Here is a 13,345-nt window from a genome sequence, read left to right as displayed (position 1 = left end):
TAAAAATTGCATCTTTGCATCAAAATTATTTCAAATGCTTTTAAAAAATTACAAATCCGTTTTTTATTTATTTTGTCTATCTTTAACAGCCTACATTTCACATAAAGCAATTTTTTTCGTTGGCGGAATCAATAGTCAAAGTTTTCATTATAGCTTAGAATTATTGTATTTATCATTCTTCGGAATTTCGGCTTTATTATACCTTATATTATTATTGATGAAAAAGAAGAATTTTGAAATTGTCGGGATGACATTTTTATTTGGAACTTTTGCACAAATGTTATTAGCCTATTTAGTTTTGCAGCCAATTTTAAAAATCAAAACAGGAGAGAGCGATGTTGAAAAAATGAGTTTTTTTTTAACATTTGTGCTGTTTTTGTTATTTCAGACGCTTTTAACTGTCCGATTATTAAATGAAAAGCCATAAAATAACAATTCTTTAAAACAAGGTTTAAAAATAATTTTTCATATCCTTTTGAATATTAATAAAAAATGTACCTTTGCACCAAATTTTAGAAACGTAAAAAAATAAGATTTTCCACGATATGGTGATTTCAAACAAACCACTCAGCTTTATTCTTGCTGCTTTTGTAGCTGCTTTACCGATTATGGGTTTCGCAAATCCAGAAAATGACTCGACGCATGTTCAAACTGAAACAGCTCACGAAGAGAAAGTAGTTTCACACAATGCTCACGAAGAGGGAGAGCATGTTGCTCTTGATCCAAAGGCTAAAGTAGATGCTTTTATTGATCACCACTTACAAGATTCTCATGACTTTGTTTTCTTTTCAGATGAAAAAGAAAATAAGCACTACGGTTTTCCATTACCAGTTATTTTAATTGATGGAGGTTTAAAAGTTTTCTCTTCTTCAAAATTACACCACGGAGAAGAAGTTGCAGAAGTTGACGGTAGCTACTACAAATTAGTTCACGGTAAAATTTACAAAACAGATGCAGCCGGAACAATCAACTTTGATGAGCACGGTCATCCATCAAACGAAAAACCATTAGATTTTTCGATTACTAAAAATGTTGTTTCAATGCTTTTCGTATCAGTATTATTATTCTTTATGTTTACTGGTTTAGCAAGATCATATAAAAAAGGACCAATCCCAACTGGATTTGGTAGAGTTTTAGAGCCACTAGTAATTTTCATTAGAGATGAAATTGCAGTTCCAAATATTGGAGAGAAAAAATACCGTAAATATATGGGTTACCTATTAACTGTATTTTTCTTTGTTTGGGTTTTAAACTTATTAGGAATGACTCCGCTAGGAATCAACGTAACAGGAAACATTGCTATTACAGTTTGTTTAGCAGCCTTTACATTTATCATTACTCAATTTAGTGCAAACAAAGATTATTGGGGACACATCTTCTGGATGCCAGGAGTACCAGTTCCAATGAAAATTATCTTAGCTCCAATTGAGATTTTAGGAACATTAACAAAACCATTCGCATTATTAATCCGTTTGTATGCAAACATTACTGCAGGTCACGTAGTAATTATGAGTTTGATTGCAATGATTTTTGTTGGAAAAAATTTAGCAGCAGATTTACCAATATCATTAGGTTTAACATTATTTATCTCTGTTATTGAAATCTTAGTTGCATTTTTACAAGCGTTTATTTTCACAATGTTATCATCATTGTTTATTGGTATGGCTGTTCAAGATCATGATCATGCTCACCACCACGAAGACGAAACTGCGATTATTTAATTTTTAGAAGTTTAATTTTATATATATAAATAGTTATGGGAACAATTCCAACTTTAGTAGGTGCTGGTTTAGTAGTAATCGGTGCAGGTTTAGGTTTAGGTAAAATCGGTGGATCTGCTATGGACGCTATTGCTCGTCAGCCAGAAGCTGCTGGTAAAATTCAAACTGCGATGATTATTATCGCGGCTTTATTAGAAGGTTTAGCATTCGCTGCTTTAATCTTAGGAAAATAATAAAGAGAGAAATAACAGCATCTTTAACGGTTGGTTAAAGATGTTGTTACTTTTAAAAAAGAAATTAAATATTTTAATATAGTTATAAAATGGATAAGTTAATTAACGATTTTTCATTCGGGTTATTCTTCTGGCAAGCTTTAATCTTGGTAATACTAATTTTGCTTTTAGTGAAATTTGCTTGGAAACCAATTATGGAATCTATTACTGCAAGAGAAGAAGGTATTAAAAATGCATTACTTTCAGCTGAAAATGCTAAGAGAGAAATGGAAAATTTACAAGCTGACAATCAAAGAATTTTGAATGAAGCTCGTGCTGAACGTGACGCGATGTTGAAAGAAGCTCGCGAAATGAAAGAGAAAATGATTGCTGATTCTAAAATCGAAGCACAAGAAGCAGGTCAAAAAATGATCGAGCAAGCTAAAGCTGCTATCGAAAGCGAAAAAAATGCTGCAATGGCAGAATTGAAATCTCAAGTTTCAACTCTTTCATTGAGTATTGCTGAAAAATTATTGAAAGAAGAATTATCTAACAAAGAATCTCAAACTAAATTAGTTGAGAAAATGTTAGGTGACGTAAAGTTAAACTAAGATTATGGCAAGTACAAGAGCAGCAATTCGTTATGCAAAAGCAATTCTAGACTTAGCAAACTCTAAAGGTGTTGCCGAAGCTGTCAATAACGATATGAAGTCAATTGTTTCTGCAATTGAGGCAAATGAAGAATTGAGAACATTTATTCTAAACCCAACTACAAAAGCTGAAGTTAAGGAAAGTGCTCTTTTAGAAGTTTTTTCAAATGCAAATGGAGTGACTAAAGGATTATTCCATTTATTATTCGAAAATAAAAGATTTGAAATTCTAGATGCAATTGCATTAGGATACAATAAATTATTTGATGAAGATCAAGGTGTTGAAGTAGCAAAAGTTACTACAGCAATTCCGATGGATGCTGCTTTAGAAGCTAAAGTTTTAGCAAAAGTTGCAACTTTATCAGATAAAAAAATTACAATTGAAAATATAGTAGATCCTTCAATCATTGGTGGATTTATTTTGAGAATAGGAGATAATCAGTACAACGCTTCAGTTGCAAACAGATTACAAGTATTAAAAAGAGAGTTAAGTAATTAGTTTTATAACACAAAAAGTGTCTAAATTATAAATTAAGATGGCGGAAATCAAACCTGCTGAAATTTCAGCGATATTAAGAAAGCAAGTAGAAGGTTTTGAATCTGGCGCTACGCTAGAGGAAGTAGGATCTGTACTTCAAGTTGGAGACGGTATTGCTCGTGTTTACGGGCTATCTAATGTACAATATGGAGAGTTAGTGGAATTTGATAACGGTATGGAAGGTATCGTATTGAATCTTGACGAGGATAATGTGGGTGTTGTATTATTAGGACCTTCAACAGGTATTAAAGAAGGATCTACAGCAAAAAGAACTCAACGTATTGCTTCTCTTAAAGTTGGTGAGCAAATGGTAGGACGTGTTGTTAATACTCTTGGTTTTCCAATTGATGGAAAAGGACCAATCGGTGGAGATTTATACGAAATGCCTTTAGAAAGAAAAGCACCTGGTGTTATCTTCCGTCAACCAGTAACTGAGCCATTACAAACTGGTGTAAAAGCTGTTGATGCTATGATCCCAGTTGGTCGTGGACAACGTGAGCTTGTTATTGGTGACCGTCAAACAGGTAAATCAACTGTTTGTATCGATACAATCTTAAATCAAAAAGAATTTTACGATGCAGGAAAACCTGTATTCTGTATATATGTTGCAATTGGACAAAAAGCTTCAACTGTAGCAGGAATCGCTAAAATGTTAGAAGAAAAAGGAGCAATGGCTTATACAGTTATCGTTGCTGCAAATGCTTCTGACCCAGCTCCAATGCAAGTTTATGCTCCATTCGCTGGTGCTGCAATTGGAGAGTACTTTAGAGATTCTGGTCGTCCAGCTCTTATCGTTTATGACGATTTATCTAAACAAGCTGTTGCTTACCGTGAGGTTTCTCTTTTATTAAGAAGACCACCGGGACGTGAGGCTTACCCTGGAGACGTTTTCTACTTACACTCTCGTTTATTAGAGCGTGCTTGTAAAGTAATTGCTGATGATGGTATCGCTAAAAACATGAACGATTTACCAGATTCTATCAAATCTATCGTAAAAGGTGGTGGTTCATTAACTGCTTTACCAATTATCGAAACTCAAGCTGGTGACGTTTCTGCATATATCCCAACAAACGTAATCTCTATTACAGATGGTCAGATTTTCCTTGATGGAGATTTGTTCAACTCTGGAGTTCGTCCTGCAATTAACGTAGGTATTTCTGTATCTCGTGTTGGAGGTAATGCTCAAATTAAATCTATGAAGAAAGTTTCTGGAACTTTAAAATTAGATCAAGCTCAATTCCGTGAATTAGAAGCTTTCGCTAAATTTGGTTCTGACTTAGATTCTGTTACTTTAAACGTAATTGAAAAAGGTAAAAGAAACGTTGAGATCTTAAAACAAGGTTTAAATGATCCTTATACAGTTGAAAACCAAGTAGCTATTATCTACGCTGGTTCTAAAAACTTATTAAGAAACGTTCCTGTAAATAAAGTAAAAGAATTTGAAGCTGATTTCTTAGCTTACTTAAACAGTAAACATAAAGATACGCTTAATGCTTTAAAAGCTGGTAAATTTGATGACAGCATCACTGATGTTATCGAAAAAGCAGCAAAAGAAGTTTCAGCAAAATATAACTAATTAGATAATTCGTTAATTAGATAATTAGAAAATGAAAAAACATTCTTCTAATTATCTAATTTTCAATTGTCACATTTTCTAAATAATAGATGGCAAATTTAAAGGAAATCCGTAATAGAATTACTTCCGTTTCATCAACGATGCAGATTACATCGGCTATGAAAATGGTTTCTGCTGCAAAGCTGAAGAAAGCACAAGATGCAATCACTGCAATGCGTCCTTATGCCGAGAAATTAACGGAGTTATTGCAAGATCTTTCTGCTACACTTGAAGGTGAAGTAGGAGGAGATTACACTACACAACGTGAAGTAAAAAAAGTATTGCTAGTTGCGATAACTTCTAACAGAGGTTTATGTGGTGCTTTCAATTCAAATATTATTAAAGAGATTAAAAATCGTACTGATTTTTATGCTGGAAAACAAGTTGATGTTTTTGCAATTGGTAAAAAAGGAAACGATTCTTTAAGCAAAACTCATAACGTTCACGGTCACCATAATGCAATTTTCGATAACTTAACTTTTGAAAATGTTGCTGGAATTGCAAATAATTTGACTGAGAAATTTTTATCTGGAGAATACGACAGAATTGAGTTAGTTTACAATCAGTTTAAAAATGCTGCGACTCAAATTGTTCAAACTGAGCAGTTTTTACCGTTAGCACCTATCAATACTGATGCAGCGGCTTCTACTGGAGATTATATTTTTGAACCATCAAAAGAAGAAATCGTTTTGACTTTAATTCCTAAGTCTTTAAAAACGCAATTGTATAAAGGAATCCGTGATTCATTTGCTTCTGAGCATGGAGCGCGTATGACTGCAATGCATAAAGCAACAGATAATGCAACTGAATTAAGAAACCAATTGAAATTAACTTACAACAAAGCCCGTCAGGCTGCGATTACAAGTGAAATTTTGGAAATTGTTGGTGGAGCAGAAGCTTTAAACGGATAATTTATTCCGTAATATATAAAAAGAAAAGCCAGCATTTGCTGGCTTTTCTTTTTATTGGAAGTTTTATTCTTTTTTAAAAATAATTTTTTATAAAATGGTGATTCTCAAATTATAGTTAAGTTGAGAATCACTACCATTTTATAAAAATTGACAGATAACTCTGTGTGCTTTGTCTTTCATGGGAACAAACTAGCTTTATTAATCCCAATGCTCTGTTTTTTAAGGGTTACATTTCAGCAGAATCAATCCCTGTGCTTTGTCTTTTATGGGAACAAACAAGCTTTATTAGTCCCAGTGCTCTGTTTTTATTAGGGTTACACACAGCTGAATCAATCCCTTATGCTTTGTCTTTTGTGGGAACAAACAAGCTTTATTAGTCCCAGTGCTTCCTTTTTTATAAGGGTTGTATCTAGCTTTCTCAATCCCTGTGAAACAAATTTATGCAGAACTCTTAAAAAAATGTTACATAATTTTCTGCCATATTTTATATATTTCACATGTTGTTGTGTGTTAATTATGTAACTGTTAACTAAATTGTTAAGTAATTTTGATTATAATAAATAGCAAAATTTATGAATCTATATATAAAAGAACTATCTATAATTTCTGAAATGTTAGCTGAAATTGAAACGATAAAATTTCTTTATCCTAAATTGAGTTTAGAAAAATATGAATCTTATCTTTTAGAAATGATACCGCATAACTACACTCAAATTGCAGTTTTTGAAAGTGATTTTTGTGTAGGATTAACGGGCTGTTGGTCGGCTACAAAATTGTGGACAGGAAAATATCTTGAGATTGATAATTTTGTTGTAAATCCTGATTATAGATCAAGAGGCATTGGAAAAATGCTTACCGATTATGTAGAGAAAAAAGCGAATGAATTAAAATGTAGTAGTATCGTTCTCGATGCTTTTACAGGAAATTTTGCTGCTCACCGATTTTATTACAACCAAGGATATGCACCAAGAGGATTTCATTTTGTCAAAATTTTAGATGAAAAGAAAATGACGGTTTAAAAACAAACATAAGTTTTCTTTATTGCATCAACAAAAGCACCATTAAACAAAAGAAATGGTTATTTTTGTCTTACAAACATTATTAGAATTATATTTTGGGATTATATAAAAATCTATTCAAGCAAACGGCAATTTACGGACTGGCGACAGTTTTACCGAGAATGCTAAGTTTTTTATTAGTGAGATTATATACAGGAATTTTACCTACTGCCGAGTATGGTGAAGTGTCGATCGTATTGTCTTGGATGGTTTTCTTTAACGTAGTTCTTTCCTACGGAATGGAAACCGCATTTTTTAGATTTTACAGTGCAGAAGAAGATAAGAAAAATGTAATTGCAACCTCTACGATTTCAATATTTTGGACTTCAATTCTATTTCTTTTTGCAGGTTTAATTTTTAGAAATACATTGGCAAGTTTAGCAGAAGTCGATGTACAATATATTACTTATTCGGTATGGATTTTAGTTTTAGATGCATTGGTTTTAATACCGTTTTCTAAACTTAGAGCTAATCAAAGACCTATTGTTTATGCAGCAATTAAAATTGGAAACGTTGTTATAAACTTATTACTGAATATATTTTTCTTGATGTATCTTCCAAAATTAGCTGCGTCAAACCCAAATTCTGTTTGGGATAATTTATATGTAGAGAATTTCCAAATCGCTTATATTTTCATTGCTAATCTTTTGGCAAGTTTAGCAACGTTCATTGTGCTTTCTCCAAATTATCTTTCGCTTGGACGAAAATTCGATCCAATTCTTTGGAAAAAAATGATGAAATACGGGCTTCCTATTTTGGTTGCCGGTTTGGCTTTTGCCGTAAATGAGCATTTCGATAAAATTCTTTTAGGATATTTACTCCCTGAAAATTTAGCAAAATCTGAAGTTGGAGCATATTCTGCTTGTTACAAATTAGGATTGTTTATGGTTCTTTTTGCAACAGCTTTCAGATTAGGAATCGAGCCTTTCTTTTTTAGTCATGCAAAAAATGAAAATGCTCCGCAAACTTACGCCGTTATTACTAAATATTTTGTGATTCTTGGATCACTGATTTTATTAGGCGTTATCGTTTTTGCAGATTTTTTAAAATATTTATTATTAGATAACAAATCGTATTGGGAAGCCATGAAAGTTGTGCCATTAATTATTCTGGCAAATTTCTTTTTAGGAATTTACAACAACTTGTCGGTTTGGTATAAACTTACGGACAAGACAAAAATTGGTGCTTACATTTCTATTGTAGGTGCTATTGTTACTTTAATTTTAAATTATCTTTTAATTCCGAAGTACAGTTACTATGGTTCTGCGATTGCAACTATTTCGGCTTACGGAAGCATGATGCTTATTTCGTATATTCTAGGAAATAAGTATTATCCAATTCCTTATGATATGAACAAAATTGGTGCTTATTTAGGAGTTTCAATATTATTTTCCATTATCTCATTTTATGGATTTAGAGAAAAATATTATGTTGGAATTCCACTTCTTTTAGTGTTTATGTATATGGTTTACCATTTTGAAAAAGATACTATTAAAGGAATAATGAAGAGAAAATAAGACGCTTTAAAAAATTTTATATTTAAAAATGAAAATTCAAATTATCAATAAATCACAACACGATTTACCAAATTACGAAACTATTGCATCTGCAGGAATGGATTTGCGTGCCAATATTACGGAACCAATTACGTTAAAACCTTTAGAAAGAACTATTGTAAAAACAGGACTTTTTATCGAATTACCAATAGGTTATGAAGCGCAAGTAAGGCCAAGAAGCGGTCTGGCTGCAAAAAAAGGTGTGACTGTTTTGAATTCACCAGGAACTGTTGATGCAGATTATAGAGGAGAAATAGGAGTAATTTTAGTAAATTTATCTAATGATGATTTTGTAATTGAAAACGGAGAGAGAATTGCACAGCTGATTATTGCAAAACATGAAAGAGCAGAATGGATTGAAGTTGAAACACTTTCTGAAACATCAAGAGGTGAAGGAGGCTTTGGAAGTACTGGAGTGAAATAAATTTCTGCAAAAGAAATACTGAAAAAAGAAAGACCAAACCCAATGAAGATTTTTTAAAATCTTCCCATAAAATCAAATAAAGAAATGAAGATAATTGTGCCAATGGCAGGCCGTGGATCGAGATTGAGGCCTCATACATTAACAGTTCCAAAACCATTAATTCCAGTTGCAGGAAAATCGATTGTACATCGTTTAGTTGAAGATATTGCCAAAATATTAAAAGAACCAATTGAAGAAGTTGCTTTTATCTTAGGAGATGAAGCTTTCTTTGGAGATGATGTTGTAGCAAGTTTAGAAGATTTAGCAAAAGGATTAGGAGCAAAAGCTTCAATCTACCGTCAGGATCAACCGTTAGGAACTGGACACGCTATTATGTGTGCGAAGGAATCTCTTTCAGGACCAGCTGTAATCGCTTATGCAGATACTTTAATTAGAGCAGATTTCGAATTAGATCCAGAAGCTGATGCTGTGATTTGGGTAAAACAAGTAGATCAGCCAGAAGCTTTTGGTGTGGTAAAATTGAACCAGAATAATGAAATTATAGAGTTGGTTGAAAAACCAAAAGAGTTTGTAAGCGACTTAGCAGTTATCGGAATTTATTATTTTAAAGAAGTTGGAATTCTAAGAAATGAACTTCAAAATGTTTTGGATAATAATATTCAGAATGGTGGCGAATACCAGATTAATGATGGTATCAAAGCGATGATGGCAAACGGAAAAGTTTTCAAAACAGGAAGCGTTGACGAATGGATGGACTGTGGTAACAAAGATGTTACTGTTGAAACCAATACAAGAATGTTAGGCTTTTTACACAATGACGGCGAGCACCTAGTAGATTATGGTGTAACTTTAGAAAATTCAACAATTATTCCTCCGTGCTACATTGGACAAAATGTTGTTTTGAAAAACACTACAATCGGACCAAATGTTTCGCTTGGAAATGGTTGTCATGTAACAGACAGTACAATCAAAAACAGTTTGATTCAAACGTATTCTCAAATTAAAAATGCTAGTCTTGATAATGCAATGATCGGAAATCATGTAAGTTATGATGGTAAATTTACAAGCATTAGTATTGGGGATTATGCTGTTTTAGAATAAAATAAAAATTAAGAAAGTTTCGTTTTGTTTTAAATGTAATTTTTAGAAATGATCAGAAAAAGAGTTTTTACAGTTTTATTTTTTGCTTTGTTTAGCACTTCATTTTCGATTTTTGCACAAACAGAACCCGAAGATATTGCTATGGCAACAGATGAATATCAAGACTCATTTTATGAATCGTTAAAACAAAAAGGAATTGAAAATTATGATAAAGCTATTGTGTCATTGGAGAAGTGTATCAAGCTAAAACCCAATGACGCAGTTGCTTATTTCGAATTAGGGAAAAATTATCTGTCGCTTAAACAATACCAAAATGCACAAGATGCTTTTGAAAAAGCGACACAGCTTGATCCTAAAAACAAATGGTTTTGGCTTGGAATTTATGATGTAAGTTACGAGACAAAAAACTATCCGCTGGCAATTGAAATTATTCAGAAAATAATTGTTTTTGACGAAGAGTACAAAGATGATTTGATTTCGTTATACATGATTACCAATCAGTATGATAAAGCGCTGATTGCGATAAATGAAATGAATGATAAGTTCGGAAAATCTTCTGATCGAGAAATTTATAAAGCGCAGATTTTATCGCAGGGAAAATATCAGAATGCTGAAATTGATAATCTAATTCAGCAGATTAAAAAAGATCCGAAAGAAGAATCCAATTATTTGAATCTTATTTTATTGTATTCAAAAAACAATGAAAATGAGAAATCGCTTGAAGTAGCAAAACAGTTGGCAAAAGAAATTCCGAATTCAGAATGGGGACAGGTGAGTTTGTTTAAAACTTATTTAGATGCAAATCAAGCAGATAAAGCAATAAAATCGATGAATGTGATTTTAGCAAGTTCAAAAATCGATTCAAAAATCAAACACAGAACTTTGAATGAATTTTTGATTTATGTAAATAAAAACCCACAGTATTCTGCCGATTTGGAAAAAGCTATTTCTTATTTTGACAATGATAAAGATGTTGATGTTGCTAAAGAAATTGGAAAGTTTTATCACAGCAAAGGTCAGTTTGAAAATGCAATCAAATATTATGAAAAAGATTTAAAAGCAAATTCAGACACTGATCTTGAAACTAATATGTTATTGCTAGAAGCGTATGCACAGGCAAAACAATTTGAACCCATGACAAAAAGAGCCATGATGCTGATTGAAGTTTATCCGAGTCAGGCTCAGTTTTATTACTTTGCAGGTTTAGGAAGTAATCAGCAAAAGCAATTTAAAAATGCAAAAACTGTCTTAGAAATGGGTCTTGATTATGTGGTGGATGACGTAAAATTAGAATCAAATTTTAATATTCAATTAGGAGAAGCTTACAATGGACTGGGAGATGCAAAGAAAAAAGAGGAATACTTTTTGAAGGCAAATGAAGTATTAAAAAAGAAAAAATAAAAGAAGAATGCAGATGAAAAAATATATATCAATACTAGTATTGTCTATTGCTGTAATTTCATGTAAGTCGAAAGCAGTAGCAGTACAAGGAAGTACAAGCCAGACAGTTGCACCAAAAGAAGACAAAAAAGTAATCGAAAAACATTATGACAACAAGTTAGATTTTTCTACTTTATACATAAAAGCAAGTGCAAAATATGTTGATGAAAAACAAAGCCAAAATGTTACTGCTGAAATCAGAATTGAAAAAGATAAACAGATTTTAATTAGCGTTCGTTTCTTAGGAATTACAATGGCTAAAGCCTTAATAACACCTTCTGCAGTAAGTTATTATGAGAAAATAAACGGTAGTTATTATGAAGGAGATTTTACAAGTTTGAGCAAATGGTTAGGAACTGATTTAGATTATAGTAAAGTTCAGAATCTTTTGGTTGGAGAAGCTTTTGACGATTTAAGAAAAGGAAAATATACGCAGACAATTGTAGATAATCTTTTCAGACTGGATGAAGAAAAAGATGCTAATTTGAAGAAAACCTTCTTCTTAGATGGTGAAAAGTATTTAGTTCAGAAAGAAGAAATTTCACAGCCATCAGAAAACAGAACATTACAAATTGCATATTCTGACAGTAAAAATTTCGATCAGGGAACACTTCCAACAAGTATCGAAATTAATGCAGTACAGCCAAAAGGAAAAACAAATATAAATTTGAATTATAATAATATTTCATTTAATGAAGAACTTTCTTTTCCGTATAGTGTTCCAAGCGGTTATAAAAAAGTGACAATTAAGTAAATTTGCAAAAATAAAAATAGAAACATGCCAAAATTTCTCCTAAGTCTAGTTTTAATTTGTGCCACTACGTTTGTATGGGCGCAGGATTCTCAGCAAGAAAAACTGGAGCAACGTAAAGCTCAAATTCAGCAGGAAATCAGAGATAACGAAAAGATGCTTCAGTCTGTTCGAAAAAAAGAGAAATCTGCTGTGAATGAATATTTAATTCAGGCGAACAAAATAAAACTAAAAGAGAAATTAATTAATACTACGGCAAAACAAGAAAGATTGATTAGTAACGATATGTATATTAATCAAGTTCAGGTAAATAAACTTAAAAAAGAACTAAAAGTTTTAAAAGAAGATTATGCTGTGATGATTTTAAAATCATACAAAAGTCGTTCTGAACAGAGCCGTGCAATGTTCATTTTATCTTCTGAAAGTTTTTTACAAGCTTATAAAAGAGCACAATACTTAAAGCAATATACTGCTTTCAGAAAAAATCAAGGTCTTGAAATTCAGTCCAAAACGGCTCAGTTAGTTGATTTTAATGCTAAACTTGACGGACAAAGACAGGTAAAAAAGAAGATAATTGCTGAAAATCAGAAAGAGAAAGTTTCTCTTGAAGCAGAGAAAAAAGAACAGCAGAAATTAGTTAATTCGCTTAAAAAAGATAAAAATAAGATTGCGGCTGATATTAAATCAAAGCAAAAAGAGTCAAAAGCAATTGATGCAAAAATCAAAGACCTTATTCGAGAGCAAATTAGGAAAGCAAATGAAGAGAGAAGAAGAAAAGTAGAAGAAGAAAGACAAAGAATAATAGCTGAGAACAAGAAAAAAGGTGTTGAGACTAAGGATGCTGATTTGCCAAAACCGCCACCGCCTGCCTCTTCAGATAGAATTGAATTAACACCTGAAGGTAAAATTTTAGCTGCTGATTTTAAAGCGAACAGAGGAAAGTTGCCTTGGCCGGTTGAAAAAGGATTTATATCTCTTGGTTATGGAGATAACCCTCACCCGTTGCATCCATCAATTACAGTACACAATTCTGGAGTTGAGATTACTACAGAAGATGGTGCAACAGCTCGTGCGGTTTTTGAAGGAACTGTGTCAAAAGTTATTGCATTGTCGCCAGTAAACAGAGCAGTTTTTATTCAACATGGTGATTATTTTACTGTCTATCAAAATCTTAGTTCTGTATCGGTTGAACAAGGCGATAAAGTAAAAGTTAAACAAAGCCTTGGAAAAGTAAGAACAAGTGGAGATACAGGAAAAACAATTATTAAATTCCTTATACTTCAAAATACTTCATACAACAATCCAGAAGGATGGTTGCAAGGTAGATAAAAATTTAAGGGAGCATTTAGCTCCCTTTTTTATTCAATT

At 32.3% G+C, this 13,345-nt stretch carries 14 protein-coding genes; all 14 read left to right on the top strand.

What is annotated here, in order from left to right; translation table 11 throughout:
- Window positions 1-34: 34 nt before the first annotated feature.
- The 14 genes from V6624_RS09760 (at window position 35) to V6624_RS09695 (ending at window position 13,306) form a co-directional block, all read left to right on the top strand.
- A complete protein-coding gene (locus tag V6624_RS09760) occupies window positions 35-427 on the top strand; it encodes a hypothetical protein (RefSeq protein ID WP_111284355.1) in 393 nt (130 codons plus the stop codon).
- Window positions 428-545: 118 nt separating this feature from the next.
- On the top strand, window positions 546-1,721 hold the full coding sequence (gene atpB, locus V6624_RS09755; protein WP_111284357.1) for a F0F1 ATP synthase subunit A: 1,176 nt from the start codon (window positions 546-548) through the stop codon (window positions 1,719-1,721).
- 35 nt (window positions 1,722-1,756) lie between these two features.
- Window positions 1,757-1,954: an ATP synthase F0 subunit C gene (gene atpE / locus V6624_RS09750; protein WP_008465835.1), complete on the top strand. Its 198-nt coding sequence runs from the start codon at window positions 1,757-1,759 to the stop codon at window positions 1,952-1,954.
- Window positions 1,955-2,043: 89 nt separating this feature from the next.
- The gene (locus tag V6624_RS09745) at window positions 2,044-2,544 is read left to right on the top strand and encodes a F0F1 ATP synthase subunit B (RefSeq protein WP_111284369.1); all 501 of its coding nucleotides are present in this window, start codon (window positions 2,044-2,046) and stop codon (window positions 2,542-2,544) included.
- 4 nt (window positions 2,545-2,548) lie between these two features.
- A complete protein-coding gene (gene atpH / locus V6624_RS09740) occupies window positions 2,549-3,082 on the top strand; it encodes an ATP synthase F1 subunit delta (protein ID WP_111284372.1) in 534 nt (177 codons plus the stop codon).
- A gap of 37 nt (window positions 3,083-3,119) precedes the next feature.
- A complete protein-coding gene (gene atpA / locus V6624_RS09735; protein WP_111284374.1) occupies window positions 3,120-4,697 on the top strand; it encodes a F0F1 ATP synthase subunit alpha in 1,578 nt (525 codons plus the stop codon).
- A gap of 89 nt (window positions 4,698-4,786) precedes the next feature.
- Window positions 4,787-5,647 carry an ATP synthase F1 subunit gamma gene (gene atpG / locus V6624_RS09730; RefSeq protein WP_111284376.1) on the top strand — a complete coding sequence of 287 codons (861 nt, stop codon included), beginning with the start codon at window positions 4,787-4,789 and terminating at the stop codon, window positions 5,645-5,647.
- Between the two features lie 572 nt (window positions 5,648-6,219).
- Entirely contained in the window at window positions 6,220-6,666 is a 447-nt protein-coding gene (locus tag V6624_RS09725) for a GNAT family N-acetyltransferase (RefSeq protein ID WP_338841648.1), read from the top strand.
- A gap of 95 nt (window positions 6,667-6,761) precedes the next feature.
- Window positions 6,762-8,222 (top strand): lipopolysaccharide biosynthesis protein, encoded by a 1,461-nt coding sequence (locus tag V6624_RS09720; RefSeq protein ID WP_111284380.1) that lies wholly within the window; start codon window positions 6,762-6,764, stop codon window positions 8,220-8,222.
- A gap of 28 nt (window positions 8,223-8,250) precedes the next feature.
- Window positions 8,251-8,685, top strand: a complete 435-nt coding sequence (gene dut / locus V6624_RS09715; protein WP_111284382.1) for a dUTP diphosphatase — start codon at window positions 8,251-8,253, stop codon at window positions 8,683-8,685.
- Window positions 8,686-8,769: 84 nt separating this feature from the next.
- On the top strand, window positions 8,770-9,786 hold the full coding sequence (locus V6624_RS09710; protein ID WP_111284384.1) for a sugar phosphate nucleotidyltransferase: 1,017 nt from the start codon (window positions 8,770-8,772) through the stop codon (window positions 9,784-9,786).
- 48 nt (window positions 9,787-9,834) lie between these two features.
- Complete coding sequence (locus tag V6624_RS09705; protein WP_338841647.1) at window positions 9,835-11,187, top strand: tetratricopeptide repeat protein; 1,353 nt, start codon at window positions 9,835-9,837, stop codon at window positions 11,185-11,187.
- Between the two features lie 13 nt (window positions 11,188-11,200).
- Complete coding sequence (locus tag V6624_RS09700) at window positions 11,201-11,980, top strand: DUF4292 domain-containing protein (protein WP_111284520.1); 780 nt, start codon at window positions 11,201-11,203, stop codon at window positions 11,978-11,980.
- 24 nt (window positions 11,981-12,004) lie between these two features.
- Window positions 12,005-13,306 carry a murein hydrolase activator EnvC family protein gene (locus V6624_RS09695; protein ID WP_111284388.1) on the top strand — a complete coding sequence of 434 codons (1,302 nt, stop codon included), beginning with the start codon at window positions 12,005-12,007 and terminating at the stop codon, window positions 13,304-13,306.
- Window positions 13,307-13,345: the final 39 nt, after the last annotated feature.

The sequence above is a fragment of the Flavobacterium ginsenosidimutans genome, assembly GCF_037478105.1.
Lineage (GTDB): Bacteria > Bacteroidota > Bacteroidia > Flavobacteriales > Flavobacteriaceae > Flavobacterium > Flavobacterium ginsenosidimutans.
Note: the sequence above shows the minus strand (reverse complement) of the source record. Positions and strands in the feature narration are given on the sequence as shown.